We start from the raw sequence: 26,479 nt of genomic DNA, 5'->3' as shown, positions 1-26,479 counted from the left end.
CTCACCCGCTCGGACGGCCCCTGGAGCCGACCGCGCCATGTGCCGACGCTCAACGCGGGCCGCGCCGGCTGCGGTACGCCGCGACGCTGGCCCGGTGTGCGCAGGTTCGGGTGCAGAACTGCTTCGAGCCGTTGCGCGAGAGGTCCACGAAGGTGCCTCGGCAGTTCTGCCCGGCACATACGCCGAGACGGGCCGGGCCGAGCGTGGCGATCACGGAGGCCAGTGCGCTGAGCGTGGTCGCGGCCAGGTGCGCTGCGCAGCGGTCGCTGTCGGAGGTGACGTCGGTCCACCAGCGGTCGTGGTCGTGGCGCAGCGCCGGGGTGGCGCGGCTGCGACGCAGGCCGTCATTGATCAGGGCCGCGACTCCGGCCGCGTCGGTGCCCGCTCGTTCGAGCACGGCGCGCACCGTCTCGCGCAACGCGCGGACCTCTGCCAGGTCGGCGCGGGTGAGCCGCGGCCGACAGCTCGCTCGGTCCGCGGCCGAACCCGGAGGCCCGGCCGGTCCGGCCGGTCCGGCCTGGGGATGGTCGTCGAGGAAGTCCCGGAGCTGCTCCACGGTCTCGAGCGCGTCCTCTCCCTTGATCGGCTTCAAGGTGTTGGCGAGGTCGACGGCCGTCTGGACCGCCGACTCGCTGTAACACGCATCAAGCATTTGACGTGTCTCCTTCGCGTTCCTATGGTGACATCCATAGTAGCTTTCACATGTCACCGCTGGCCGGGAGAAGACGACGATGCCGCAGACGATCCCCTCGGGTGCAGCCCTCAGCGGCGGATCGGACCACGCCCCGGACGGGCGCCGGATGGGGCTGGCCCTGGGAATGCTGGTGCTGCCGCAGTTTGTGGCTCTCGGAGCACCGTCGGTGGCGCTGCCGGCCATCGGCCGCGCACTCAGGGTCCCGTTCGGGGCCACGGCCTGGATTCTCGCCGCGTGGTCGCTGACCTCCGCGCTCGCGGGCCGGCTGATCGCCCGGTGGGGCCCCTTCCGGGTCCTCGTCGCCGGGGTCGTGGCACTCGCCGCGGGCTCGGCGCTCGCAGGCGCCGGCCCGACGCTGCCGGTCGTGATCGCCGGTCGGCTGATCGGTGGAGCCGGGGCGGGCGCGACCGTGATCTCCGTCTTCGCCGCGGTCACCTCCCTCCCCGGGCGGGAACGGACCCGCGCGCTGGGGATCATCGCGGCCGGCAGCGCGACGGCGTCGGCGTGCGGGACCCTGCTGGGCGGGGCGCTGACCACCTGGTTGGGGTGGCGTGCCGTGCTCGCCTTCCCGGTCGTCGCGCTGCCCCTCCTGCCGGTCGCTCTGGCGGGTGGGCGCTCGTTCACGCGGGTCGGCGGCGGTGGGAAGGACGGCTCGGCCGGGAGGCTCGACACCGTTGGCGCGGCCGCGCTCTCGGTGCTCGCCGGATCGTTGATCACGTTGCTGCAAGCACACTCGGTCGGCCTGTCCCCCGCGGTCACGCTGGTCGTGGCCGCAGCCGGGGTGCTCGCCGCCGCGGGACTGTGGTGGCGCGTGCGGCGCACGCCCGACGGGTTCGTGCCCCGGCGGGTGATCGCGGCCCGCGGCTTCGTGCCCACCGCGCTCGTCGGCGCGTCGGTCTTCGCCGGCTACTACGGGGTGCTGTTCGTCGCCCCGTCCCTGATCGAGCGGGCCACGGGCGGTGGCGCCCTCGAAGCGGGCGCGCTCCTGGTCCCGGCCGCCGCCTGCTCGGTGCTGGCCGGGCGGCTGTTCGGCGCGCTGACCGACCGGTTCACCGGTTGGCAGGTGTCGGCCGGGCTCGCGGCCCTCACCGTCGCCGGCGTGCTCGTGGTCGCGGTCTTCGCCGGGCCGGTCCCGGTCGTCGTCGGCGCGGCGCTGACCGTGTGCGGGTTCGCCGGCGCCCAGGCCGTCCTCGTGGGCCTCGCCCCGGAACTGGTCGCCGCGCGCGACCGCGACACCGCACAGGGTCTGCTCAACTTCATGATCTTCCTGGGTGGCGGGATCGGCCCGGCCGCAGTCGCGGGCCTGTCCGGCGTCGTGCCGGTGCCGGTGGCCCTCGCCGTGCTCGCGGCGCTCCCCCTGGCCGGATTCGTCCTCAGCCTGACCCGGCGCCCCGGCGCCGGCCGCCGACCCTGAAACGTCCCGCTTGGAAAGGAGTCCCGCTGTGGCTGCCGAACCGTTTGAGGCCAGCGTCACCGAAGCCGAGATCGCGGATCTGCGTGAACGGTTGCGACGGACACGATGGCCCGAGCCCGAGCCGGTCGACGACTGGTCGCAGGGGTTGCCACTGGCCTGTGCGCAGGAGCTTTGCCGCAGCTGGGCCGAGGACTACGACTTCGGGTTCGCCGAGCGGCTGAACGTGTTCCCGCAGTACCGCGACACCATCGACGGGCTGGGCATCCACTTCCTGCACGTCCGATCGCCGGAGCCGGACGCGTTCCCGCTCGTGCTCACGCACGGGTGGCCGGGATCGGTGCTCGAGTTCCTGGACGTCCTCGGCCCACTGACCGACCCGCGCGCGCACGGCGGTGACCCGGCGGACGCGTTCCACGTGGTCGCGCCGTCGCTGCCCGGGTACGGCTGGAGCGACAAGCCGTCGACGACCGGATGGGGCGTCACGCGCACCGCGCGCGCCTGGGACACGTTGATGGTCTCGCTGGGGTACCACCGGTACGGCGCGCAAGGCGGTGACTGGGGTTCTGCGGTATCCGGGGCGCTGGGCGAGGTGGCGCCGAACGGGTCGCCGGCGTCCACCTGAACCTGGGATCCGTGGCGGCGGGCGCGTTCGACGACCCGACGCCCGCGGAGCTGGCGAACCTTGAGGCCGAGAAGGAGTTCCAACGCACGGGCCGGGGGTATTCCGCGATCCAGGCGACCCGGCCGCAGACGCTCGGCTACGGCCTCACCGACTCCCCGGCGGGCCAGGCCGCCTGGATCGCCGAGAAGTTCTGGACCTGGACGGACCACAACGGCGACCTCGAGGAGGCGGTGTCGCGGCAGAAGCTCCTCGACGAGATCTCGGTCTACTGGTTCACCGCGTCGGCCACGTCGTCGGCGCGCCTGTACTGGGAGAGCTTCGCCCACTTCCGCGACAAGGTCACGGCGCCGTCCGGGCTGTCGGTCTACCCGCGCGACATAACCCGTCCCTCGCGCCGGGAGGCCGAGCTGCGCTTCACCGACCTGCGCTGGTTCGAGGAGCTCCCGCGAGGCGGCCACTTCGCCGCGCTCGAGCAGCCGAATACGCTGGTCGAGCAGGTGCGCGGCTTCTTTCGCCTCTTCCGCTGACGGCCCGTCCATTCCCGTGAATTCCGCACCCGGGGGTTCTGCCCGCGGGCGGACTCACAACTGTGCGTAGCCGCTGCAACTGACCGTGATGACGTGATGCGGCCCCGGGCGGAACGGTAAACCCCAGGCCGAAGGGTGGTGGGCGGCTCAGCGGAGGGCCGTTATCTCTTATCCCGCCGAACTAATGGCACAGCACCAGGACGTTGGGCAACTCGATGGGCACGAACCGAGCCTCGCCCGGACCGTTGACCGCGTCAGCTTGGGCGTCGCAGGGAGTCGACGTACTGATGGGCGTCGTGGGCGATGTTTCGCCACAGTGCGAGTGTCGCGGTGTCGTTCTCTTGGGCGGGAAACGCGATCCATTCACGCATGGTTCGCGTCCCCATGGTGACGTGCTCTGCGGTTCCCGCGTCAACGAGACGACGGGCTCGATCCTGTGGGAGTTTCACGATGAGTTCGCCGTCATGGCCGAGGAAGGCGAAGACCTTGCCGCCGACGCGGAGTCCCGGGCTGCGGAACATCGTCCCCATCGCGACGTCCGGTTCGTCGTTGAAGTCCTCGGCGATCCTGTCGAGAAGGTCCTGGTTGGGTGTGTCTGGACGGCCTGTCATCGGTTCGCCCTCTCCGCCGGGAGAAGGCGTTGAAGTGCCGCGGCGGAGCCGTCGACGACCAAACCCTCGGTCTGCGCCTTCCGCAACGTCATCAGTCCGGTGAAGAGCGCGACGAACACCTGCGGTGGCGCTGTGATCGTGGCGTCGGGTTGACGCTCGGTCGAGCACGGACGCACGTCGACCCGGCCGTGCTCGGCGATGATGTCGCAGCCGTCGTGCAGGTCGCCGAGGCGCACGGTGACGGCCGGCTCGTCGGGTGAGCCGTCCTGGCACAGGTGGCGCAGGGGCAGCGACAGCCAGTGCGTCCTGAACTCGTCGCCGTCCGGCGGGTCGAGCATCAGGGGGGCGCCCCAGCGGGTCAGCTCGCGGACGACGCCGCGAAGGTCCTGGCCGCGTTCGGTGAGGCTGATCAGCGTTGCGGCGACCGGCGGTGGTTCTTCGTGCCGAGTGATCAGCCCGGCGGACTGCATCTCGCGCAGGCGCTCGGCGAGCAGGTTGCTGGCGATGCCGGGCAACCCGCGCCGCAGGTCGGAGAACCGGCACGGCCCTTGGGCGAGCAGTTCGCGGACGATGAGCAGCGCCCAGCGGTCGCCGACCACGTCCAACGCGCGGGCCATCGAACAGTACTGGTTGTACGAGCGCATCCCCGCAGCCTACCAGCCCGGTTGAAATTCCCCACTTAGTGGTTTACTTTTCTAACCACTCCAACCGTGGACCGAGGGAGATCTCGTGACAGTCGTCAGCGACACCGCACCTTCCCTGCTCAGGGCCTACTACCGGGTCCTCACGGGCGGGATCGAGAACTACGAGGACGGCCGAGAGCTCGCGCCCCTCTTGGCCGACGACCTCGAGTTCGAGGGCCCCATCGCCGGCCGGGTCACCGGGGCCGCCCGTTTCATCCAGGGCGTCAAAGGGTTCATCGCCAACGTCAGCGAGATCGACCTTGTCCAGGAGGTCAACGGACCCGACGGCAGCGCCGTTCTCTACGACGCACACCTGCCCAAGGGCGTCGTCAGGTTCTCCGAGTTCTTCACCTTCAACGGCGGCAGGATCCAGCGACTCCACCTCCAGTACGACCCCGCCGCCTACATCACCAACGGAGGGGCCTGACGGTTCCGGCGGACGGCCCCCGGAACCGCGAGCTTGCGACGTGGGGGCACCCACCTCCTGTCCAGCAACGCCCGTTCCAGGAAAGGAGGTGGACGGCCCCCGTCCGGACACCGCCTTCAACCGGGCGTGCCCCGGGTCGGGGCTCGGGCAGGGGCGGGGGAACCCCGAGGGGCAAGCAGGCCGCGCCCCGGATGCAGTCGGCCGCCGCCAAGAACCCCGGCGGCAAGACCGCCCAGAGCGGCGCAGCAGCGCGCGCGCAGCCCGCAGCCGACCGCAGCTTCTCGGCCACGCCTGGCCGTTACGCATCCGCCTCCGGGCGAAGGACTGCGTGAGCTCGGAGAGATCCCCGTCCTGCCCTAGGGGATCTGACGGTCATGCCGGGGTCCCTCATCAAGGTCGGTGAGCAGGTCGTCGAGGGCCTTGTTGAGGGCTTCGGAGTTGGCCGAGTCGAACCAGGTGGTGCGGATGCGTTCGTTGTTCCCCTTGGGGGTCTCGTGGTCGGCCGCGAGTTGGTGCAGGGAGCGGGTCCGGTCGCTCAGGGACCGGCCGACGCCCTGGAAGAGGCTGCGCACGTAGCCGTCGGCATCGTCGGGGGCGATGCCGTGGCCGATGGCCCATGAGGTGAGCGTGGCGAGGTAGGAGTAGTGGGTCGTCAGCGTTCCCGTCAGCGCGGAGAAGACGTTGAAGGCGGCCTCGTCGGCGACCGGGAGGGCCCCGCCCAGGCGCTCGAACAGGGAGTCCACCGTCGGGTGCGACGGGTACGTCACCGTGACCGAGCGGCGTTCGCGGACGGCGGGCAGGGGGATGGCCCGTACCAGTGCGGCGTCGGTGGCGAGTGTCCGGCGCAGGTCGTCGTTGCCGACACCCGACATCACGTTGATCACGACCTTGTCGCCGTCCACCTCCAGCCCGGCCAGTGCCTCGTGCCGGTCCAGGCGGCGGACGGCGATGATCACCACCTCGGAGCGGTTCACCACCTCCTGGTTGTCGGCGCACACCCGTACGCCCTCATAGCGTTCGGCCAGTTCGGCGGCCGTGCGGGCTCCCCGAGGGGAGAGGAACACCTCTGGCGACTTGCCGGTTCCGGCGCGCAGGCCCGTCACGATGGCCCGGCCGATCTCGCCCACTCCGATGATGCCGATGCGCTTCACTGCTTCTTCCTCCGTCGCGTGTGGTTGTCGTGAACCCTGTCGGTGCGGGTTTGTGACGTGGAGTCCATGTCGAGAGTGCTGTGGTGCCCTGGTCCCCTTGCGAGGACTCGCGGTCGCCTCCACAGGAACACGACCGCCAGGAGTGCTGCCAGGCAGGGAGCCATCCCGGCCCAGCCCAGCGCCGGGGGCAGGCCGGTCTGGCCGGAGGTGTCCTTGGTGAGCAGCCCGGTCAGTCCGATGCTTGCGCCGAGCACGAACATCACGGTCACGGCGGGGCGGGCCCACCGTTTGCCCGCCTTGACGGCCCAGGTCGTCCAGAGCCAGGCGATCACGCCGAGCGCTCCGATGACCGACAGCAGGACCAGGTAGGTGGTGACGGCCGCGTCGACTTGCGTCTGGGTGTAGGTGGGGTAGCCGGCCCGGATGTGGTCGGCCAGCAGATGGCTGGTGGCACGGTCCACGTACGGGAGGACCGTCACCGCGACGGTGAGCCCAAGGCCCGTGAGCATCGCGCCGATCGCCCATCGCTCATGGTGTGTCTTCGTCGTCAAAGCGCATTCTTCCTTCCTGTCACGCGGCGAGGGAGGCTCGCAGGAACCCGAGGATCTCCGCCCGCGCGGCGTCGGCCTGCGGCTCAACGCCCGGCAGGGTGAGGAACGCGTGCCTGGCTCCGGGGTACTCGGTGAGCCGTGCCGGTGTCCCGGCCGCCTGTAGTCGCGCGGCGTAGCGGCGGCCGTGATCGGCCACCGCGTCCTGGGTCGGCACCACCACCAGAGCCGGGGCCAGCCCGTTCAGATCGTCGGCGTACAGCGGCGAGAGCGCACGAGCGTCGGTTCCCGGTGGAACGGAGAGCCGCTGGAACACGCGCAGTTGAGGCACGGCTCGGGTCGGGCGGTACCCGTACTCGGCCATCGAGGCGTAGTCGAACATCGACTCCGTCACATCGACCGCCGGATTGACCAGCACCTGCGCCTTGAGCGTCAGGCCGGCCTCTCTGGCCCGAATCGCCGTCAGGGCACTGATCAACGCGCCGCAGCTCTCGCCGAACACGGCCGTACGCGCCGGGTCGATGCCCCACTGCGAGGCGTGCCGCACCACGTGCTGGAGCACGTCCCAGCCGTCGTCGACGGCGTCCGACAGCGGAGTCTCCGGGGCGAGGAGGCGGTGCTCGACCGAGACGAGGAGTACGGGCAGGTGGGCGGCGAGATGGCTGTTGGCCCAGTCGCACTGCACCGCCGTGCCCACGAAACTGCCTCCGTGCACGTGGAGCACCAGTGGCAGCTCGGCCCGGTCGGCGCCGTCGCCGTCGCCGTCGCGCCCGGCGGTCGGCCGGTACACCCGGACCGGGATCTCGCGGTCGGGCAGCACCACCTGCTGCCAGTCGATCGTGGCGCTGGGATCGGGGTCCCCGAGGAGCGCCCGCGCCGCACTGGACGCCCGGAAGCGGTTCTCCGCCTCGCGGTAGGCGAGCAACTCCTCGTCCGTCATCGCGGGCCAGTCCGGCTCCGGCGGCCGCTCCATGGCAGTGACCTCACTCATGTCTTCTCCTTGCTCAGAAAGTCGTACGTTCTGCCAGGCCCGATGCCCCCAGGGCTCGGGTGCCCGACGGGGCCGGCGCGTTCCGGGTGGGCCGTGTCAGCCGGGACGCCAGTTCCCGGGCCTGTTCGGGACGCGGGTTGGCGCCGGTCAGCACCGTCGCCAGGCGCTCGCCGGGGACCGTGCCCTCGGCGATCGCCGCCAGGCCCGCCGCGCCCGCCGGTTCCAGGATGATCCCGAGCGTGCGCGCCGCCAGCTCCATGGCGGCGGCGATGGACTCGTCGGTCACCAGGACGATCTCGTCCACCAGGGTGCGGGCCCGCCGGACCGAGGCCTCCAGCGGGTCGCGCACCGCGATCCCATCGGCGAAGGTGCGGGCGCGGTCGATGCACACCGCGCGGCCGGCGCGCAGGCTCTCCCGCATCGAGGGCGCGCCCTCGGCGTTGACCCCGACGATCCGGACACCCGGAGCGTGCTCTTTCATCCAGCACCCCACGCCGTTGATCAGCGCACCGTCGCCGACCGGCAGCACGACGGCATCGAAGCCTGGACCGCCCGGCGCGCCGCCGGTCAACTCGACCCCGATCGTTCCGGCGCCCTCGGCGATCGCCGCATGCAGACCGTCTCGCAGGTGGACGCGGTCCCGATGGCGTTCGGCGTGAGCGGCCGCGGCGGCCCGCGCCGACGCGCCGTCCGGCCCGGCCGCGACGACCCGGGCGCCGAAGGTCTCCATCCGCTCCCGCTTGCCGGGATTGACCGTCTCGGGCACGAACACCTCGACCGGCATCCCGCGCGCCCGTCCCGCGTAGGCGACGGCCTGCCCGAAGTTGCCCGAGCTGGCACACACGACCGGCGTGCCGGGGGCGAGCGTGCTCACCATCAGGTCGGCGCCCCGGCCCTTGAAGCTGCGCACCGGATTGGCCGTCTCCACCTTCACCGTCACCGCCCGGCCGCCCAGCGCCCGGCACAGCAGCTCATCGAGGTACTGCGGGGTGTTGAGGAACACCGGATCGATCACCTGTACGGCCTTCTCGATCCGCGCCACGTCCAGGTCCATGCGCGTCGCCTCTCCTCGGGAGCTTCCGGACCCGGCTGACGCTAATCGAACTCCCGATCGAAGCGATTGAGAATTATCCCGCCGCGGCGCAATAATCTTGCATGCCCGAATCGCCGCCGCCGCGCCTGGACGAGATCGACGTGCAGCTCCTGGACCTGCTCCAACACGACGCCGGACGCACCCTGCACGACCTCGGCGAACAGATCGGGCTCTCACCCAGCGCCGTCCAGCGGCGGATCGCCCGCTACCGCAAGGACGGCCTCATCACCAGGCAGGTCGCCGTCCTCGACCCGCACCGCCTCGGCCCCACCGTCCTGGCCACGGTCCTGGTGACCTTCGACCAGGAATCGTTCGAGCACCACCGCGCCTTCTCCGAACGGATGCGCGCCGACCCGCAGGTCCAGCAGTGCTACCGGGTCGCGGGCCCCTGGGACTACGTCGTCGTGCTGGCCGCACGGAGCATGCGCGACTGCGGCCGGCTCGGCGACCGCCTGTTCAAGGCCGACGACAACATCAAGCGGTACGAGACCCTGGTCGTCTTCGACACCATCAAGACGGCCCTGGCCCTCCCACTTCCCGCACCACATCCCACGCGACCACAAGACGGGCGGCCATAAGCAAGGAGCCCCAAGTAAATGCCGGATGTGTGACGGCATCCCCACCACGCAGCGCCAGCCAGGCGATCCCCACGAAAGCATCATCGTCCCATCGGCCGACCAGGCGGCCAGGCCCTGAGGACGGATCGAACGGCGGCGTCCAACTCGCCCAGCGCGGTGGCCAACCCGGCGTGGCGTTGACGCCGGAAGGCGAGCATCAGCCCGACCGCGACCGCGACGCCGCCACCGGCGGCCAGCCCGGTCCGCACCGCCTCCACCCGGGCCTTCGCGCACTCGGCGGCCAGTGCGTCGTCGGCGACCTCCAGCAGCCACACGGCCGTCACCCAGACCGCCAACACCGCCGCACCCGCCGCACCCGGCGCGCCAGCATCCAGAACCCCGCCGCCAGCGGAGCGCACCCACAACGCCCGCCCACCCCGCCGTTCACGCACGCCCACCCAGCGCCGCCGCACCGACTCCAGCCCACACCCGACTCGCCATGACCGAGCAGTCAACGACGCTCGCGGTAGGGGCCGCTGCCGGTCGGCCACAACAGGGCGAACCGCGCGGCGGCGTAGCGTTCACACCCCGGCATAGGGCCCGACCCCGGCCAGGGCGAGCCGGGAGTGGACGTCCCCGGCCCATCCCGTGAGGTACTGCGAACTCCGCCCACGGGTTATGAGACGAACTGACCTGGGCGAGCCCGCCCACGACGGGACATCTATGCGGGCATCTCACCGACGATCGTTCTATGACACGTAGCCGCGAGGCCGCTCGCGTACGCGGGGTCCGTCGAAGTTCGGAGTCGTGTGCACTGTACGTCCGGGCAGCAGACCGGTTCTTGGGGAACGGCGGCCGCCGACGCGGGGGCGTTCAGTCTCGTCGGGATCCGTCCCCCGGGGAGTCGGGCATGATTGGGCTCCCGCAGCCGACGTGAGGGAGACCCCAATCATGATGGTGTCCGGGCGGAGCAAAGGACGTCATGGGAACGGAGTCGATAACCGTGCCGGACGGAAGCGGCTTCTCTTTTCCTGCGCCCTGGCCGGGGCGCTTTCCCTTGCTTCGACGGGTTGCGGGTCGGGTGGTAGTGAGCATGGCAAGGGCGACGCGGCACCGCGCCTCAAGGTGATCGCCAAGGTCGACGTCGGCAAGGTTCCGAAATCCGTGGCGATCACACCGGACGGCCGATATGCCTACACGGCCGGTCAGCAGGACGTGTCCGTGGTCGACCTGACTCAAAACAAGGTGACCGCCACCGTTCCGTTCTCCGGCAATCCCGCGTTCATCAGGTTCAGTCCGCAGGGGCACCAGGCTTATGTCGCGGGGAACACCGACCTGCAAGACGGTCTGGTGGCGATCGTGGACACCGCCACGCGAACCGTGTCCGCCAATATCGGTGTCGAAGGGGGCCTCTCAGTGACCTGATCGTATCGGCCGATGGCCGGAGCCTCTACACGGTGAACACGGGAGGCGGTCTGGCACGCATCGACGCTCAGCGGGGAAGGTTGGCGGGCCGAGTGCAGCTTCCGACGGGCCACCACAACACGCTTGCCCTGTCCCGAGACGAACGCACCGCCTACGTCCCGAGCTCCTCCCTGAGAGCCGACGTTGATCCGACCAAAGTCGACATCCTCGCGGTCGACCTGGCCCGCAAGCGCGTCACCGCGAAGATTCCGGTGAACCACGGCGGCATATTCGCTCTTGAGATGGCGCCCGACGGGCGCCGCATTTACACGAGCCACTTCCCTCGGGCACAGGGCGTTCCGAACGTCGTGTCGGTGGTCGATCCGGCCGCCGGTTCCGTGACCGGCACGCTTTCCGTCCAGGGGCGCAGTACTGGCCTGGCCTTGGCACCTGATGGACGCCGCATCTATGTGCTCAATGAATCAGGCATGCTCCAGGTCATCGACACCGCCTCCGGCAAGGCGATCGCAAGCACCACGGTGGGCAGGGATACGACCGGCATGACCCTTTCACCCGACGGTCGGCGCGCTTACATCACCGATGAGGGTGAGGAACAACTCGTCGTCGTCGCCATTGGTTGACGGTCACCCGAGAGGCGGACCTGCACCTTCCCAACGAGTACCTGTCCGCCGGCAATGATGGACCCGAGACGATGATCGTCCGCGAAACCCTCGCGAGTCTGCCCCCACAGCAGACGCGTGCGCTCACCCTCCGTTATGACGGATAAACGCCTGCTGATATCGCCGACATCCTGGGGATCACGCCCAACAGCGTCCGGGTCAGCCTCCACCACGCACGGGCCAAACTCCGCCACCAGGCAGACTGAACCATCATCCGTCCTCGGCGGCGCAGTCGCCCTCTGGCCTCGCTCTCGAGCTGGGCGCGGGCGATTCGCTCAATCGGCAGATCCTACCGACTGGCGGCGGATTGAGCGCGTAGGTGCTGGCAGCGGTGAACGCGGCGTCCGCACTGTCGGGGAAGGGCCCGCTGGACTCCGCCGTGGACTCCACCTCCTCCGGCGGGAAGGCGGCCTTGGCCGCGTCCCAGCCGCTGCGAATCTGGTTGGCCACGACTCGCCGCCGGGCCTCGTACTCCTGGAGATCGAATGTCCGAACACCACCCCGATCCGATCGCCGAAGGATTCACCCAAGGAGCACAGCGCTTCGTCCAAGTCGTCTCCATCACAGCCGCTTTACGCCAGGTCACGGCTCAGCGGGCGGCACAGTTAACGGCCGCGAGAGAAGCTCGGGACAGGCCGGCCGAAGAGTTGGCCCAACGCCAAAGCCGGGTTACGATCCGCGCGTGTATCGCTCCTTGAGTCCGTCCGCGTGAGGGTAGAACTCGGGCCCCAGTCCGAGACGGGCAAAGCGGCCCCGTGCCTCCTGGCGTCGAGATGACTAGCGCACCAGGCGGCGGGCAAGCGTAATCAACATGAGCAGCGACGGGGCTTTTCCGGCCCACTAGGGGCGTTCTTAAGTTCACAATGAACGAGAGACAGATCGCACGGCGGGAGGTGCTGCGGTGGCTGGTTTGCTGTCGGCTGACCAGGCCGAGGTGATCGTTGCGCGTCATCTGGTGGGAATCATGGACGGGGCCGCTGATCTTCGGGGCCGGGTCGCTTTGGAGTCGTGGCTCAATGTCGGTGAGTCGCGGGTGTTCCTGCGGACGGAAGAGGACGCTCTGCACGCCACGCTGCACTTTGAGGTGTGGGATGACGTAGCAGCCTTTGATGAAAGGGAATGGCAGCGCAGTGAGGTGATCGAGTTGCAGATGTCGACGGGGCGGATCGGCGCTGACCAGGTCGACGCGGGGTTCAGTCCTTGTTCACGCTTCCCGCACCGGGCCGTTATCGGGTGCGGGTGGCCGTACGGGAGGAGCCTGAGCCGCCGGCCGCGCCGGGCACTCCGGACTGGGAGTGGCCCGAGCCGGTGGTGACGGTCTTGTTGCAGTTTTGGTCGGCAGGCGGTTAGGGCACGAGCCCGGAGCGGGCCTTGGACATCTGGGTGTTCGGGGCCCGCCCCGGACTTGTCTGGTTCTGTGGCGTGAGGCCACATGGCCGTTCAGGGACTAGTTGATGACCAGGAAGAAGCCGTCTCGGACGGAGGGCAGAATGGGCGCCTCCTGAGAGGGCAGCCGGACCGGCTCGGTGTCCGTGCCGAGCATTAGGCCTCTGCCGTCGCTGGGCATCTTTTCAGCTACTCACTTTCTGACAGCCGTCCGGGCCTAGAACGTCCGGATGGGGAGTCGGCGTTGCGGGATCGGCCAGAGCTGACCATCGTCCAGGCCAGTTGAGGAAACGCGGCCGTGAGGGCCGTCCAACGGGGAGCCGGTTCTCGTCAGATAATCCGGGCCGGGGTCTGCCCTCCGGTTCAAGAGGGCAGGCCCCGGTTTGTGGGATCAGCAGTGCTGGAGCATTGGAGTAGTGCCGTTTTCCCTCCTGCGTCCGCGGCTGGGGCGGACCGCTGCTCTCTGCCCGGCTGCCGGAATGCTCTTGGGGCGCATGACCGACTCTTTGGATGAGACAACGTCTTAGGCGGGCTTGCCCATGTCGATCCACCGCTGGAGCCTCTCCAGGTGCGCCTCGGGCCACCCGCCGTCGCAGGGCATGTGTCCGCTCAGCAGGGAACCGATGATGGCATCGGCGTGCTCGGCGACATCGGCGTGATCGAACAGGTCGAAGTAGGCCAGCATCGCGTCGCGGTCCTTCGACCGGAACAGGGGCTTGATGTCCTGCTCGAAGCTGAGCTCGCTGCCTTCGTCAGGTGATCGCACGGCTTGCTCCTTCGTGGAACGGGTGATCGGTCCTCCAGAAGAGACAGGGCAGCTTTCTCGTCCGTGACAGTGCAATCCCCAGCCCGGTTGCACGCGGCACTTCAGATAGGCGCTGCGCCACGAAGGGTCTTCACAGGAATGTGGTCGGTCGCCCATGCGGTCGCGGCCCGCGCGCGTCACGGTTACGGCGGGTCCGCGATCGGTGTCCGTTCAGGGGACGCGTCCCTGTTCCGGACGAGGGTAAGGACGGTCATCACGACGCAGATGGCGCTGATCGACGCGACGACCGTGACCACTCCGGTCTGGGCGGCCGCCGGGGGCAGGAGGACGATGGCGGCGGTTCCGCAGAGCACCACCGCGGGACGCAGGACGGGCGCGCCCAGGATGGGCATGTGGACCCTCCAGAGCAGCAGGACGTACAGCGCGGCTGGGATCGCGACGGCGTAGCAGACGGTGAGAGGTGACGCCTTGAGGTCGTGTGCCGTCTGCTCGACTGCGACCTCAAGCCCGGCGCCGAGCGCGGCGAGGCTCGCGAAGATGCCGTAGTGACCGTAGCCCCACCGGTAGGAGAGGTGGCGGCGGTCGTTGAGGCTCGTGCCTGCGGGGACGAGGAAGTAGAGCCACCAGAGGGCGAACAGCAGGACGAGGCCGGAACCGGCGATGACGACGAGCCGGTGGTTGACGTCCGCCTCGTCCAGCCCCGGGCGACCGCGTTCGACGCGGCGAGGACGCTCTCCCCGAAGAGAATGATCGTGAACAGGCCGTAGCGTTCGGCGATGTGGTGCGGGTGCCAGGTGGTGGGACTGGTCCGCTCCGCCCACCGCGGCACCGCGAGCTCCAGGAAGGCAAGGACGACGAAGAACGGGACCTGAGCCGTAGAGGTCAGGATGCCCGCCTCCGCCGAGACGAGCCAGAGGATCCAGCCCGCCTGCGCGACGGTGATGCCGAGGGCGTACCGCAAGGCGGTGCGGCGGCCCGCCGGATCCTCCCTGCCGGCCCGCAGCCACTGCGCGACGAGGGCGGTCCGCATGATGAGGTAGCCGATCGCGACGGCACGGTAGTCGGAGCGGCCGGCCGCGGCCGGGACACCTGCGGCGAGGACCAGGACGCCCGCCATCTGCACCATGGTCAGCAACCGGTAGGCGACGTCGTCGGTGTCGTAGGACGAGGCGAACCAGGTGAAGTTCATCCACGCCCACCACACCGCGAAGAAGACCTGGAGGAAGGGGACCAGCCCGGCCACGGCGTTCCCGTCGGCGATGTCGTGCGCGAACCGCGCGGTGACGGCCGCGACCGCCACCACGAAGGTGAGATCGAACAGCAGCTCCAGTTGGCTCGCGGTGCGGTGCGGCTCGTCGATCTCGCGCGGCCTCATCCGGACCCGGACCCGGCACACGGCACCTGATGGCGGCACGGTCACGCTCCCGTCGTCGCATGGGTTGGTCTGGAAGCGATGACCGGGCAGTGCCCCCGTTTGTTACGGCCAACGCCCGATCCGGCCGCCTGCCGCACATTTTCGCCGGAGCCGTCACAGCGCGGACGAGTCGCCTGTCTTAGCTGACGACCGGGCGGTGACCGACAGCCCGGCGAACGGGAGGGATCTCATGAGAATCGTCGTCATCGGCGGCACCGGCCTGATCGGGTCGAAGATCGTGTCCAAGCTCGGCGAGCACGGCCACCAGGCGGTGCCGGCCTCGCCGAACACCGGTGTCAACACGCTCACCGGCGAGGGCCTGGACGAGGCGGTGGCGGGCGCGTCGGTCGTGATCGACGTGTCCAACTCGCCGTCGTTCGAGGACGCCGCGGTGCTGGAGTTCTTCCGGACCTCGACCGCCAACCTGCTGGCCGCGGAGAAGAAGGCCGGGGTGGGGCACCACGTCGCCCTCTCGGTGGTCGGCACCGAGAAGCGGCCCGACGTCGGCTACTTCCGGGCCAAGCTGGCTCAGGAGAAGCTGATCGAGGAGTCGGGCGTCCCGTTCTCGATCGTGCACGCCACGCAGTTCTTCGAGTTCGCCCGCCGGATCGCCGACGAGGCGACCGACGGCGACATCGTCCGGATGGCACCGGTGCTGTTCCAGCCCATCGCGGGTGAGGAGGTCGCCCGGACGGTCGGCCGGACCGCGGTGGGCGCGCCGTTGAACGGGCGGATCGAGATCGCCGGACCCGAACGGTTCCGGATGGACGGGTTCTTCCGCGACGCCCTGGCCGCCTGGGACGACAAGCGCACCGTGGTCACCGACCCGCACGCGCACTACTTCGGCGCCGAGATGCACGAACACGACCTCGTCCCCGGCGACGGCGCCACCCTCGGCGAGATCGAGTACAGCGGCTGGCTCGCGAGCGTCGGCGCCCGCTGACGGCGCGTCCGGCGACCGTACGAACACGAGCCAAGGAGGTACCTCCATGTCCGACACCGATGCCGCGGCCACCGGGCCGGAGGCCGGGGCGCCCGCATGGCAGACGGCGCTCACCATGCTCCAGGAGGCCGAACCGCCCTTCATTCCGGCGGCAGCGCACGCGATGACCGTGGTCGTCGAGTACCCGCCCGGCGACCCGGGCACGCCGCCGCACCGGCACTCGGGTCCCGCGTTCGGGTACGTGCTGGAGGGCGAGATGCTCCTGGAGGTCGAGGGACGGCCGCCCCGGCCGGTGCCCGCGGGCGAGGCGTTCTGGGAGCCGGGCGGCGACGTCATCCACTACCAGGACGGCAACAACCGCGACGACGTGCCGGTCCGGTTCACCGTCACGATGCTCTGCGAGCCGGGCAAGCCGATGCTGACCCTGGTGGACGAGGCCGAACTCGCCCAGCGCACGCACCTACGGGCTCCCCGCGAGTCCTGACCGGCACGCGACGGCGGCGCCGCCGGGGACGCCGACGCGCTCGACCTTACGGAGGGGTCTCACCATGACCGCATCGGCGATGGTCGCCGAGTTCGACGACGTCGCCGGATGGACCGCCGACGCCGTCGAGCGGCTCGGGGAGCGGTACGCGATCCCGGCCGCCTGCCGCGGCAGCGCGAACCCGGCCGCGCTGGCGTGGCTGGCGGAGGCGTGCGAGCTGCGGGCCGGGTCCGTTCTGCTGGACGTGGGCGCCGGTGTCGGGGGCCCGGCGGCCTGGGCGGCCGAGCGGTTCGGGGTCCGGCCGGTCCTGCTGGAACCGATGCCGGCCGCGTGCCGGGCCGCCGCCCGGCTGTTCGGCCTGCCGGTCGTCTCGGCGGACGGCGCCCGGATCCCGCTGCGGCCCGGATCGGTCGACGCCGCCTGGTGCCTGGGCGTGCTGGACACCGTGCGCGACAAGGCGGCCGTGCTCCGCGAGATCCACCGGGTGCTGCGGCCGGGGGCGTCCCTGGGGCTGCTGGTCGTCGTGGCCCGCGACCCGGACGTCCCGGCGGCTCCGGAGGGCAACAGCTTCCCCACCCCGCGGCGGCTCGCCGAACTGCTCGACGGCGCGGGGTTCGACCTGGTCGAACGGATCGAACGGCCCGGTGACGCGCCGCTGTCGTGGACCCGGCGCGTCGAACGGGTCGCCGCGGCCGTCGCCGGGAGGCACCGGGCCGACCGCGCCCACGCTCTGGCGGTCCGCCAGAGCGAGAGCTTCGTCCGCCTGTTCGCCTCCGGGCAGATCTCCATGGAGCTGGTCCACGCGACCGGCCGTCCGGCCGGGCGGCCTTCCGAGCAATCCCGTGTGGAGGACAGATGAGCACTTCGACCAGTGGCAACGAGTCAGAGTTCGAGGTGGAGGTCGAGGCGGAACTGAGCCTCGCCGAGTCGAGCGACCCGGAGCGGGCAGCGGAGCTTCCGGCCTCGGAGTGGCTGTTCGATCCCGCCGACGTCGAACGCGAGGAGGTCGGGCTCCGCAACCTCCTCGGCGCGGCCGAGGGGCTGGAGGCGCACTCCCGTTCCCGCCGGGACCGTACCGGCGAAGGCGCCTGATCCCCGCACACCTGTGACACCACCTCACGAAACCCGAAGCGAGAAACCCATGGAACACCCAGCCGGGCGGCAGCATGCCCCCGTTCCGGTCCCGTCCGCGCGGATCGCCACGATCGACGGTCTCCGCGAGCACTTGCAGTGGGCCGTCGAGTTGGAACACGCGACCCTTCCGCCGTACCTGTGCGCGCTCTACTCGCTCGATCCGGAACGCAACCCCGACGCCGCCGAGGCGGTGGCCGGCGTCTTCGTCGAGGAGATGCTTCACCTGGCGCTGGCGGCGAACCTGCTCAACGCCGTGGGCGGGCGCCCGCGGCTGGACGCGCCGGAGATGCTGCCGCCGCATCCCCGGCGGCTGCCGCACGGCGACCCTTCGCTGGAGCTGTCGCTGCTGCCGTTCGGGGACGACGCGCTCGACATGTTCCTCCGGCTCGAACGGCCGGCACTGCCCGGCGCCCCCGCCGAGGGCGACGGCTACGAGACGATCGGGCAGTTCTACGAGGCGATCGAGGACGGCCTCCGCGGCCTGTGCGACCGGCTCGGCGAACGGAACGTCTTCACCGGCGATCCGGCCCGCCAGCTCCACGCCGGGCATTTCCGGCACACCGCCGGGCGGATGATCGCGGTCACCGATCTGGCCTCGGCGCTGGCCGCGCTGGAGGAGATCGTCGAGGAGGGCGAGGGCACGTCCCGGGGCGCGGTCTGGGACGGCGACCAGGACGTCCACCACCCCGACCGGGACGAGGTCGCCCACTACTACCGGTTCCAGGAGCTCAGGGCCGGCCGCCGCTACCGCCGCGGCGACACCCCGCGGTCCGGGCCCACCGGCGAGCCGTTCAGCGTGGACCTGGCGGGCGTCCGCCCGATGCGGCGCAACCCGAGGCTCGCCGACCACGCGCCGGGCAGCGCGATCCGCACGGCGCAGGAGGAGTTCGACCGGACCTACTGCACCCTCCTGCACCTGCTGGAGCAGGCGTTCAACGGAAGCCCGCGGCTGCTCGCGGTCGCCATCGGCACCATGTACAAGCTCAAGGCGCAGGCCGAGGCCCTGATGGGGATGCCCGACGGCGAGGGCACGGTGGCCGGTCCCACGTTCGAGTACGTCCCGCCCGAGCAGCGCGGATGGACCGCCGGGGACAGCCCGCAGCGGATCGCGGTGCTCCCCGACGGCCCGTACCTGGTCTACGGCCGGGTCCCGCTGAGGCGCAAGCGCAAGATCGTCTCTGGCGGGGGCAGCGCGCTCACCTGGCAGACCGGCGAGGACCTGCCGACCGAGGACATCTACGCGCTGTGCCGCTGCGGCCATTCGCGGTCCAAGCCGTTCTGCGACGGGACGCACGCCCGGATCGGGTTCGATGGCACCGAGTCCGCCGACGTCCGGCCGTACAAGGAACTCCAGCACGTGCACGACGGGGTGAACATCTCCGCGCAGCGCGTCGGCGAGCTGTGCGTCCACGCGGCGTTCTGCATCGGGCGCACCGAGCCGATCGCCGCGATGCTCGCCGACAGCGGCGACAGCGACGTCCGCTCCAACATCATGGGGCGGATCGAGCACTGCCCCTCCGGCTCCTACAGCTACGCCCTGCGGCGCGGAGGCGAGACGATCGAGCCCGACCTCCCGCAGGCCATCTCGGTCCTCGAAGAGGAGGACGGCCTGGCCAGCGCGCTGTGGGTCACCGGCGGCGTGCCGGTGCACCGCGCCGACGGACGGCCGCTGGAGACCCGCAACCGGATGACCCTGTGCCGCTGCGGCCACTCCGCCGGCAAACCGCTGTGCGACGGCACGCACCGCAGGATCGACTTCCGTGAAGAGCACGCGGGCACGAGCCGTCACCCCGGAACGGGGCGCGACCGTGCCTGACACCGAACGGCTGATCGCGACGCCGGTACTGGTGATCGGCACCGGCGGAGCCGGGCTGCGCGCCGCGATCGAGCTCGCCGAACGAGGCGTGGGCGTCCTCGCGCTCGGCAAGCGGCCGAAGGGCGACGCGCACACCACGCTCGCCGCCGGCGGCATCAACGCGGCGCTGGCGACGATGGACCCGCAGGACACCTGGCGGCAGCACGCCGCCGACACGCTTCAGGAGAGCTACCTGCTGGCCGACCCCCGCACCGTGCGGATCGTGACCGAGAACGCGGCACGTGGCATCGACGACCTCGTCCGGTACGGGATGCCGTTCGCGCGCGAGGCCGACGGGCGGATCTCGCAGCGCTTCTTCGGCGCCCACACCTGGCGGCGCACCGCCTTCAGCGGCGACTACACCGGGCTGGAGATCCAGCGCACCCTGATCAACCGTGCGGCCCGGCTCAAGGTGCCGATCCTGGACACCGTCTGCGTGACCCGGCTGCTGGTCCGCGACAACGCCGTCTTCGGCGCCTACGGGTTCGATCTGGACGACGGTGCCCGCTACGTCATCCACGCCGACGCGATCATCCTGGCCACCGGCGGGCACACCCGGATCTGGCGCCGCACCTCGTCCCGCCGCGACGAGAACACCGGCGACTCGTTCCGCCTGGCCGTGCTCGCGGGCGCCCGCATCCGCGACCCCGAACTCGTGCAGTTCCACCCGTCCGGCCTCATCGAGCCCGAGAACGCGGCGGGCACGCTGGTGTCGGAGGCGGCGCGCGGCGAGGGCGGACGGCTGCTGAACGATCTCGGGGAGCGGTTCATGGCCCGCTACGACCCCGAGCGGATGGAGCTGTCCACCCGAGACCGGGTCGCACTGGCCGCCTACACCGAGATCAAGGAGGGCCGCGGCACCCCGGCCGGCGGCGTCCGGCTGGACGTGTCGCACCTGCCCCGGGACACGATCATGGCCCGGCTGCCGCGCGTCTACCAGACGCTGCTGGAGCTGCAAATGCTCGACATCACCAAGGACCCCATCGAGGTGGCCCCGACCGCGCACTACTCGATGGGCGGGGTCTGGGTCCGTCCGGAGGACCACGGCACCGACGTCGAGGGCCTGTACGCGATCGGGGAGGCCGCCAGCGGCCTGCACGGCGCGAACCGGCTGGGCGGCAACTCCCTCATCGAGCTGCTGGTGTACGGCCGGATCACCGCGGCGGCCGCGGCCGCCCACGCGGCGTCCCGCGATACCCAAAGGCGCGGTGGGACCGCGCTCACCGAAGCCCGCCGGGAGGTGGACGACCTGCTGGCGTGCGACGGCCCGGAGAACGTCCGGGCGCTGCAACGCGCCGTACGGGACGTCATGACCGAGCACTGCGGCGTCGTCCGCGACGAGGCGGGGCTGCGTCAGGGGCTGGTCGAGCTGGCGGCGATCGAGGCCCGGATGGGCGACCTGGGCGTCCATCCCGACCTGGCCGGCTATCAGGACCTCGCGCACGCCTTCGATCTGAAGTCCACCGTCCTGGCCGCCCGCGCCACGCTGGAGGCGGCACTCGAACGCCGCGAGACGCGCGGCTGCCACAACCGCTCCGACCACCCCGAAACCGACAGCTCCTTGCGGGTCAACCTGGTGTGGTCGGGGCCCGGCCGGATCGAACGCGAGCCCCTGCCGCAGATCCCCGCCGAGATCGCCGAGCTCATGCGCGAGGTCTCCGCCACCGGCAAGCTCGTCGAATAGCGAGGCCGCCGGGCCGGCCCTCTCGGCGGCGGAGGCCGGCGTCGCGGGCGGGGCGCGGCGCGCCGCGCCGACCGGTTGGAGTCCCTGGCCCACAAGTCGCCCGGCGAGGTCCTGCCCCGCGATCTGGACGTGACCGGCCAGGAGTCGGTGCGAGCAGCGGTCGCCGCGCCCGGCGAGCACTTCGGCGCCCCCTGAACGTCCTGGTGAACAACGCCGAGATGCGGATCTGAACACGGGCCGAGTCCCTGGTGCCGCACCAGGGACTCGGCCCGTGTCGCGCTCAGGGGGGGCGCCCCTAGCCCGGCGACCGGTGTGGCACACCCAGGGGTCGGGTGCCGCCCTGGTGGATCGGCCAGGGGATCACCCTGGTGCCTTTCCCTACCTGGCCCGGCGACGGTGATCGGTATCGGCCGGAACGTCGATCGGGGCCCGCGGCGCAGAACGGCTCGTCCGTGAGGCGGCGCCGTGGCGGGAGACCCCGTCCCCGGTCGCCGACATTCCCGCCGCGCAGCAGGACGGAAAGGACAACCGCTCATGACCAAGCACGTACAGGTGCCGGCGGCGCAGAAGATCGCGGGCGCGGGGAAGGCGCCTGCGGATGTGCGGCCAGACCCTGAGTGGCCGGACGGCACGCTCGAAGAGGCCGCCTCCGTCTTCACGCGGGCGCGCCCGCGCCTGTTCGGTATCGCCTACCGGATGCTCGGCAGCGTCACCGAAGCCGAGGACGTCGTCCAGGACACCTGGTTGCGCTGGCAGGACGCCGACCGTCCGGCCATCGCGAACCCGACGGCCTTCCTGGCCCTGATCACCACGCGGCTCGCCATCAACATCACCAAGTCCGCCCGGTCGCGGCGGGAGACCTACATCGGTCCCTGGCTGCCCGAACCCGTCGACACCGGCACCGACCCCGCCCTCGCGGCCGAACGGGGCGAGGCGCTCGAACTCGCGCTCCTGCTGCTGCTCCAGAGGCTCACCCCGACCGAACGGGCCGCCTACATCCTGCGCGAGGCGTTCGACTACCCCTACCCGCGGATCGCGGAGATCCTCCAGGTCAGCCCGGCCAACACCCGCCAGCTCGTGAGCCGTGCCCGCAAGCACCTGACCTCGACGCGACGCGTGCCGATCGACAGGACGGAGCACCGCCGCCTCGTGGAGGTCTTCCTCAGCGCCGCCCAGACCGGGAACACCGCGGCCCTTGAGGACCTCTTCGCCGCGGACGCCGCCAACCCGTTCACCGGCCGCGGCAGGGGCGCGGCGGAGGCAGCGGTCCTGTACGGCGACCGCGTGGCGTGACCCGGATGCGGAGCGCCGGAGGTCGGGCCCGACCGGATGCGAGGGCGTACACCTCGTTCGACAAGGCGGCCCTCACACGTGTGACACCCATCGGCGGATCTTGTGCCCGGTTCTGTCGGGCTCTCGCGCTCCCGGGAAGTGTCACCGACCCCAGGGTCCCGCCCAGTGGCTCACCCGGGTCTCACCCCGTACCCGTTCCGGCCACCGTTGTTGATGTCGCCCTGAGAACGAAGCAGTGACTGGAGGAACAGTGACGGCCAACGACGGCACCGGCAGACCACGCGGGACGGCCCTTCCCCGCGCGGGTGCGGCCCTGACCAAGACGACCTCGCACTGGGAGGAGGCGGCGCCGTGCCGCTCGCTCGATCCCATCGCCCTGGCCCGCCGCACCCTCCACGACGTCCAGCCGGACCGGGGGATCGAGTTGCAGATCGATCACCGTGTCCTGCTGGACCGCGTCACGCTGATCGCCATCGCCGGTGAGATCGACATCGCCACCGCGCCGCAGCTGCGCGGCTACTGCGAGCGGCACGCCCGGCCCGACCGCGGGCGGCACCTCGCGCTCGACCTGACCGAGGTGGCCTTCCTGGACTCCAGCGGCGTCAAGGTCCTGGTGGACGCCCACCTGGCGGCCGGCGCACACGGCACCACCGTGCGGGTCGCGGCGCCGTCCCCGCTGGTCGCCCGCGTCTTCGACGTGCTGAGGCTGGGCGACCACATCCCCGTCCACACCACGGTCCAGCAGGCGCTGGCCGCCGTCCTGGTCATGCCGGGACGGTCCCGCGCCCCGCGGCGAAGCACCCTGCCTGACGGTATGTCGGCCGAGGCCACCAGGACATGCACGGCCGGAACGGCTCCCAAGGAGATGAGAGCGAAATGACAGAAGAGGTCGATGTGGTGGTCGTGGGGCTGGGGCCGGGCGGCGAGTTCGCCGCGGGGACGCTGGCCGAAGCGGGGCTGAACGTGGTCGGAGTGGAGGCCGAGCTCATCGGAGGCGAGTGCCCGTACTGGGGATGCATCCCCAGCAAGATGATGATCCGCGCCGGGAACGTGCTCGCCGAGGCCGGTCGCGTATCCGAGTTGGCCGGTGAGGTGAAGGCGGTACCCGACTGGAGCCGGGTCGCCGAGCGCGTTCGGCGAGAGGCCACTGGCGGCTGGGACGACCGGGCGGCGGCCGACCGCCTGGCGGCCAAGGGTGTGCGGCCGGTCCGCGGGAAGGGACGGCTCGCGGGACCGGGCCGGGTGACCGTGGGCGACCGCACGTTCCGGGCCGGGCGCGGCGTCGTTCTGGCCACCGGGACGGGCCCCCGCATCCCCCCGGTGCCGGGGCTGGCGGAGACGCCCTACTGGACGAACCGGGACGCCATCGCGGCCGAGGAGATCCCCGCCTCGATGCTGGTGCTCGGCGGCGGCGCGATCGGCGTGGAACTCGCCCAGGTCTTCGCCCGCTTCGGATGCGCGGTCACCGTCCTGGAAGGCGGGGACCGGCTGCTCGCCCGAGAGGAACCGGAAGCCGGGGAACTGGCCGCGCGGGCACTGCGGGCCGATGGGGTCTCCGTGCGCACCGGTGCCCGAGCCGCCCAGATCGACCATGACGGGACGACGTTCGAGGTCCTGCTCGAAGGCGGTCTGGAACCGCTGCGCGCCGAACGCCTGCTGGTCGCGACGGGCCGCCGCGCGGACCTGGCGGCCCTGGGTGTCGGCACGCTGGGCCTCGACCCCGCCGCGCCGGCCGTGCGCACCGACGGGCAGATGCGAGCAGGAGAACGGCTCTGGGCGGTCGGCGACATCACCGGCCACGGCGCCTTCACCCACGTCTCGATGTATCAGGCGCGGATCGCCGTCCTCGACATCCTCGGCCGGCCCGGCCCCGACGCCGACTACCGGGCGCTCCCCCGGGTCACGTTCACCGACCCCGAGATCGGGGCCGTGGGGCTGACCGAGCGGCAGGCCCGTGACCAGGGCATGCGCGTGCGCACGGGTCTTGTGCTGATCGCCTCCTCCGCGCGCGGCCTGGTCCACGGGCCCGGCAACGACGGGTTCATCAGGCTCGTCGAGGACGCCGACCGCGGCGTCCTGGTCGGCGCCACCTCGGCCGGTCCCGCGGGGGGCGAGGTGCTGTACGGGCTGAACATCGCCGTCCACACCGAGACGCCCACCGACCGCCTCAAGCACATGATCTACACCTATCCGACCTTCCACCGGGCCGTGGAAGCCGCACTGGACGACCTCCACTGACCACGCGTGGCGACCTCGCGGTACGGCCACCAGGGGTTCTGCGTCACCCCAGGGACTCTCCCAGGGCCCCACCCGGGTGCCCCGGGATCCCCGGCCCGGCGACCGTGATGGACATCGACCCCGAAGCAGCGACCGGAGAGACCGATGACGAGCGAAGAACAGTTTCAGAAGGGACACACCGATGAGTGAGCACGTTCTCGAACCGGCGGCGCAGGAGCTCGCCGACGCCACGTCCAAGCCGCCGTTCCTGTACGAGCTGGGCGTCGAGGGGGCCCGCAAGGTCCTGGACGACCTCCAGGCCGCCCCGGTCGACAAGCCCGGGATCGACGAGAAGTGGATCACCGTGGCGGCCGCGGTGGGCGACGTCCGGGTCCGCATCGTCCGGCCCGTCGACGCCGGGGACGGGCTGCCGGTCGTGCTGTACGTGCACGGCGGCGGCTGGGTGCTCGGCAACGCCGGCACGCACGACCGGCTGGTGCGCGAGCTGGCGGTCGGCGCGCACGCCGCGGTGGTCTTCGTGGAGTACGACCGGTCGCCCGAGGCCAGGTACCCGGTGGCGATCGAGCAGGCGTACGCCACCGCTCGGTGGATCACCCGGCACGGCGCGGAGGAGGGCCTGGACGCCTCCCGCCTGGCGGTCGCCGGCGACTCGGTCGGCGGGAACATGACGGCCGCGCTGACCATCATGGCCAAGCGGCGCGGGGACGTGGCGTTCGTGCACCAGTCGCTGTACTACCCGGTCACCGACGCCGCCCAGGACACGGGCAGCTACCGCGAGTTCGCCGACGGACCGTACCTGACCGCCAAGGCCATGGCCTGGTTCTGGGACGCCTACACCACCGACCCCGCCGAGCGCGCCGAGATCACCGCCTCGCCGCTGCGCGCCACCCTCGACGACCTGGCCGGCCTCCCGCCCGCGTTCGTCATCGTGGACGAGAACGACGTGCTGCGCGACGAGGGCGAGGCGTACGCCCGCCGCCTCACCGAGGCCGAGGTGCCCACCACCAGCGTCCGCTACAACGGCACGCTCCACGACTTCATGATGCTCGACCCCGTCCGCGGCACCCGCGCCGCACGGGCCGCGACGGCGCAGGCCGTCGCGGCCCTGAAGTTCGCCCTGCACACCGGAGAGGAAGACCGATGACCACCAGCGAGCAGCCCGTCGTCGTCCTGGTCCACGGAGCGTTCGCCGAGTCGGCGAGCTGGAACCGCGTCATCCGGGACCTGCACGGCCGCGGCCTGGAGGCCGTGGCCGCGGCCAACCCGCTGCGCAGCGTGGCGGGCGACGCCGCCTACCTGCGTGACGTGATCGGCGGGATCGGCCGTCCGGTCGTCCTCGTCGGCCACTCCTACGGCGGCATGGTGATCACCCAGGCGGCGGCCGGCGATCCTGCCGTCCGGTCCCTGGTGTACGTCGCCGCCTTCGCCCCCGAGACCGGCGAGAGCGCCCTGCAACTGTCCGGCAAGTTCGAGGGCAGCTCCCTGGGCGGCGCGCTGGCCGCCTACCCGGTCGCCTCCGGCGGCAACGAGTTCCGGATCGCGGACCAGAAGTACCACGCCCAGTTCTGCGCGGACCTGGAGGCCGGCGAGGCCGCCCTGATGGCGGCCACCCAGCGCCCGGTGACGGAGAAGGCGCTGACCGACGGGCTGGAGGTGAGCGAGGCGGCCTGGCGCACCAAGCCGTCCTGGTTCGTCTTCGGCGACCGCGACCTCAACATCCCGGCCGAGCTGCTGCGGTTCATGGCCGACCGGGCCTCCGCGCAGGGAACCCGCGAGATCGCGGGCGCCTCGCACGCGATCGCCGCGTCCCGGCCGGACGCGGTGGTCGCCTCCATCCTCGACGCCGTCGGTGACCGGCGAGGCTGACCGGAGCCCTGCCC

Annotated in this window: 30 protein-coding genes and 1 pseudogene; 20 read left to right on the top strand and 11 right to left on the bottom strand. The window is 71.2% G+C overall.

The window, feature by feature from the left end:
• Positions 1-49 precede the first annotated feature (49 nt).
• Positions 50-652: an ABATE domain-containing protein gene (locus tag GEV43_RS33320; protein ID WP_160824058.1), complete on the bottom strand. Its 603-nt coding sequence runs from the start codon at positions 650-652 to the stop codon at positions 50-52.
• Between the two features lie 79 nt (positions 653-731).
• Here GEV43_RS33320 and GEV43_RS33315 point away from each other — a divergent pair, with 79 nt between their 5' ends.
• Genes GEV43_RS33315 through GEV43_RS55370 form a run of 3 tightly spaced genes read left to right on the top strand, consistent with a single transcriptional unit; the run spans position 732 to position 3,257 of the window.
• Positions 732-2,108 (top strand): MFS transporter, encoded by a 1,377-nt coding sequence (locus tag GEV43_RS33315; RefSeq protein ID WP_160824057.1) that lies wholly within the window; start codon positions 732-734, stop codon positions 2,106-2,108.
• A gap of 28 nt (positions 2,109-2,136) precedes the next feature.
• The gene (locus GEV43_RS55375; protein WP_309239976.1) at positions 2,137-2,730 is read left to right on the top strand and encodes an epoxide hydrolase; all 594 of its coding nucleotides are present in this window, start codon (positions 2,137-2,139) and stop codon (positions 2,728-2,730) included.
• An 11-nt stretch (positions 2,731-2,741) separates the two neighbouring features.
• Positions 2,742-3,257, top strand: a complete 516-nt coding sequence (locus tag GEV43_RS55370) for a hypothetical protein (RefSeq protein ID WP_241683131.1) — start codon at positions 2,742-2,744, stop codon at positions 3,255-3,257.
• Between the two features lie 254 nt (positions 3,258-3,511).
• Here the strand turns inward: GEV43_RS55370 and GEV43_RS33305 are convergent, their stop codons facing one another.
• Together GEV43_RS33305 and GEV43_RS33300 are read right to left on the bottom strand one after the other, a co-directional pair.
• Entirely contained in the window at positions 3,512-3,868 is a 357-nt protein-coding gene (locus GEV43_RS33305) for an MmcQ/YjbR family DNA-binding protein (RefSeq protein WP_160824056.1), read from the bottom strand.
• On the bottom strand, positions 3,865-4,512 hold the full coding sequence (locus tag GEV43_RS33300) for a winged helix-turn-helix transcriptional regulator (RefSeq protein ID WP_160824055.1): 648 nt from the start codon (positions 4,510-4,512) through the stop codon (positions 3,865-3,867). Before GEV43_RS33300 ends, GEV43_RS33305 begins: the two co-directional genes overlap by 4 nt.
• Positions 4,513-4,597: 85 nt before the next feature.
• Here GEV43_RS33300 and GEV43_RS33295 point away from each other — a divergent pair, with 85 nt between their 5' ends.
• Positions 4,598-4,978, top strand: a complete 381-nt coding sequence (locus GEV43_RS33295) for a nuclear transport factor 2 family protein (RefSeq protein WP_160824054.1) — start codon at positions 4,598-4,600, stop codon at positions 4,976-4,978.
• A 356-nt stretch (positions 4,979-5,334) separates the two neighbouring features.
• On the opposite strand, the gene GEV43_RS51685 is transcribed toward GEV43_RS33295, so the two are convergent.
• Genes GEV43_RS51685 through GEV43_RS33275 form a run of 4 tightly spaced genes read right to left on the bottom strand, consistent with a single transcriptional unit; the run spans position 5,335 to position 8,722 of the window.
• Entirely contained in the window at positions 5,335-6,129 is a 795-nt protein-coding gene (locus GEV43_RS51685) for an NAD(P)-binding domain-containing protein (protein WP_160824053.1), read from the bottom strand.
• Complete coding sequence (locus tag GEV43_RS51680; protein ID WP_241683130.1) at positions 6,126-6,680, bottom strand: hypothetical protein; 555 nt, start codon at positions 6,678-6,680, stop codon at positions 6,126-6,128. The genes GEV43_RS51685 and GEV43_RS51680 overlap by 4 nt, the downstream gene beginning before the upstream one ends.
• A 19-nt stretch (positions 6,681-6,699) precedes the next feature.
• The gene (locus GEV43_RS33280; RefSeq protein WP_160824052.1) at positions 6,700-7,668 is read right to left on the bottom strand and encodes an alpha/beta hydrolase; all 969 of its coding nucleotides are present in this window, start codon (positions 7,666-7,668) and stop codon (positions 6,700-6,702) included.
• 13 nt (positions 7,669-7,681) lie between these two features.
• A complete protein-coding gene (locus GEV43_RS33275) occupies positions 7,682-8,722 on the bottom strand; it encodes a threonine/serine dehydratase (protein WP_160824051.1) in 1,041 nt (346 codons plus the stop codon).
• 101 nt (positions 8,723-8,823) lie between these two features.
• Between GEV43_RS33275 and GEV43_RS33270 the strand changes: the two genes are divergently transcribed.
• Positions 8,824-9,339: an Lrp/AsnC family transcriptional regulator gene (locus GEV43_RS33270; RefSeq protein ID WP_160824050.1), complete on the top strand. Its 516-nt coding sequence runs from the start codon at positions 8,824-8,826 to the stop codon at positions 9,337-9,339.
• An 80-nt stretch (positions 9,340-9,419) separates the two neighbouring features.
• Here GEV43_RS33270 and GEV43_RS33265 read toward each other — a convergent pair whose 3' ends face one another.
• Complete coding sequence (locus GEV43_RS33265) at positions 9,420-9,677, bottom strand: hypothetical protein (protein WP_160824049.1); 258 nt, start codon at positions 9,675-9,677, stop codon at positions 9,420-9,422.
• Positions 9,678-10,269: 592 nt separating this feature from the next.
• On the opposite strand from GEV43_RS33265, the gene GEV43_RS33260 reads away from it, so the two are divergent.
• The 4 genes from GEV43_RS33260 (at position 10,270) to GEV43_RS33245 (ending at position 12,717) form a co-directional block, all read left to right on the top strand.
• Positions 10,270-10,743: a YncE family protein gene (locus tag GEV43_RS33260; RefSeq protein ID WP_160824048.1), complete on the top strand. Its 474-nt coding sequence runs from the start codon at positions 10,270-10,272 to the stop codon at positions 10,741-10,743.
• A 92-nt stretch (positions 10,744-10,835) separates the two neighbouring features.
• On the top strand, positions 10,836-11,363 hold the full coding sequence (locus GEV43_RS33255) for a YncE family protein (RefSeq protein WP_160824047.1): 528 nt from the start codon (positions 10,836-10,838) through the stop codon (positions 11,361-11,363).
• 158 nt (positions 11,364-11,521) lie between these two features.
• A complete protein-coding gene (locus GEV43_RS56530) occupies positions 11,522-11,608 on the top strand; it encodes a hypothetical protein (protein ID WP_375539114.1) in 87 nt (28 codons plus the stop codon).
• Between the two features lie 695 nt (positions 11,609-12,303).
• The gene (locus tag GEV43_RS33245; RefSeq protein WP_160824046.1) at positions 12,304-12,717 is read left to right on the top strand and encodes a hypothetical protein; all 414 of its coding nucleotides are present in this window, start codon (positions 12,304-12,306) and stop codon (positions 12,715-12,717) included.
• 594 nt (positions 12,718-13,311) lie between these two features.
• Here the strand turns inward: GEV43_RS33245 and GEV43_RS33240 are convergent.
• The 3 genes and pseudogenes from GEV43_RS33240 to GEV43_RS56520 all read right to left on the bottom strand — a co-directional run.
• Positions 13,312-13,554 (bottom strand): hypothetical protein, encoded by a 243-nt coding sequence (locus GEV43_RS33240; protein WP_160824045.1) that lies wholly within the window; start codon positions 13,552-13,554, stop codon positions 13,312-13,314.
• Between the two features lie 182 nt (positions 13,555-13,736).
• Positions 13,737-14,375, bottom strand: a complete 639-nt coding sequence (locus GEV43_RS56525) for a low temperature requirement protein A (RefSeq protein ID WP_375539113.1) — start codon at positions 14,373-14,375, stop codon at positions 13,737-13,739.
• Positions 14,327-14,929: pseudogene (locus GEV43_RS56520) on the bottom strand (low temperature requirement protein A); the annotation flags it as partial. The gene GEV43_RS56525 and the pseudogene GEV43_RS56520, both read right to left, overlap by 49 nt.
• Before the next feature lie 229 nt (positions 14,930-15,158).
• Between GEV43_RS56520 and GEV43_RS33230 the strand changes: the two are divergent.
• The 11 genes from GEV43_RS33230 (at position 15,159) to GEV43_RS33180 (ending at position 26,465) form a co-directional block, all read left to right on the top strand.
• Positions 15,159-15,911: an SDR family oxidoreductase gene (locus tag GEV43_RS33230; RefSeq protein WP_160824044.1), complete on the top strand. Its 753-nt coding sequence runs from the start codon at positions 15,159-15,161 to the stop codon at positions 15,909-15,911.
• Between the two features lie 46 nt (positions 15,912-15,957).
• Positions 15,958-16,395 carry a cupin domain-containing protein gene (locus tag GEV43_RS33225; RefSeq protein WP_160824043.1) on the top strand — a complete coding sequence of 146 codons (438 nt, stop codon included), beginning with the start codon at positions 15,958-15,960 and terminating at the stop codon, positions 16,393-16,395.
• 64 nt (positions 16,396-16,459) lie between these two features.
• A complete protein-coding gene (locus GEV43_RS33220; RefSeq protein WP_160824042.1) occupies positions 16,460-17,254 on the top strand; it encodes a class I SAM-dependent methyltransferase in 795 nt (264 codons plus the stop codon).
• Positions 17,251-17,487 (top strand): hypothetical protein, encoded by a 237-nt coding sequence (locus tag GEV43_RS33215; RefSeq protein WP_160824041.1) that lies wholly within the window; start codon positions 17,251-17,253, stop codon positions 17,485-17,487. The genes GEV43_RS33220 and GEV43_RS33215 overlap by 4 nt, the downstream gene beginning before the upstream one ends.
• 49 nt (positions 17,488-17,536) lie before the next feature.
• Entirely contained in the window at positions 17,537-19,345 is a 1,809-nt protein-coding gene (locus tag GEV43_RS33210; RefSeq protein WP_160824040.1) for a ferritin-like domain-containing protein, read from the top strand.
• Entirely contained in the window at positions 19,290-21,068 is a 1,779-nt protein-coding gene (locus GEV43_RS33205; RefSeq protein WP_206681392.1) for an L-aspartate oxidase, read from the top strand. Before GEV43_RS33210 ends, GEV43_RS33205 begins: the two co-directional genes overlap by 56 nt.
• A gap of 534 nt (positions 21,069-21,602) precedes the next feature.
• Positions 21,603-22,361, top strand: a complete 759-nt coding sequence (locus tag GEV43_RS33200) for a sigma-70 family RNA polymerase sigma factor (RefSeq protein ID WP_160824039.1) — start codon at positions 21,603-21,605, stop codon at positions 22,359-22,361.
• A gap of 250 nt (positions 22,362-22,611) precedes the next feature.
• Positions 22,612-23,241, top strand: coding sequence for an anti-sigma factor antagonist (locus GEV43_RS33195; RefSeq protein WP_160824038.1), 630 nt, complete (start codon positions 22,612-22,614; stop codon positions 23,239-23,241).
• Complete coding sequence (locus GEV43_RS33190) at positions 23,238-24,599, top strand: NAD(P)/FAD-dependent oxidoreductase (protein WP_160824037.1); 1,362 nt, start codon at positions 23,238-23,240, stop codon at positions 24,597-24,599. The genes GEV43_RS33195 and GEV43_RS33190 overlap by 4 nt, the downstream gene beginning before the upstream one ends.
• A gap of 181 nt (positions 24,600-24,780) precedes the next feature.
• Entirely contained in the window at positions 24,781-25,743 is a 963-nt protein-coding gene (locus GEV43_RS33185; protein WP_160824036.1) for an alpha/beta hydrolase, read from the top strand.
• Positions 25,740-26,465 (top strand): alpha/beta fold hydrolase, encoded by a 726-nt coding sequence (locus tag GEV43_RS33180; protein WP_160824035.1) that lies wholly within the window; start codon positions 25,740-25,742, stop codon positions 26,463-26,465. Before GEV43_RS33185 ends, GEV43_RS33180 begins: the two co-directional genes overlap by 4 nt.
• The last annotated feature ends 14 nt before the right edge of the window (positions 26,466-26,479 follow it).

It is taken from the genome of Actinomadura sp. J1-007 (assembly GCF_009793335.1).
Taxonomy (GTDB): Bacteria; Actinomycetota; Actinomycetes; order Streptosporangiales; family Streptosporangiaceae; genus Spirillospora; species Spirillospora yumaensis.
The sequence above is the reverse complement of the archived record's forward strand: the minus strand, read 5'-3'. Positions and strand labels throughout refer to the sequence as shown.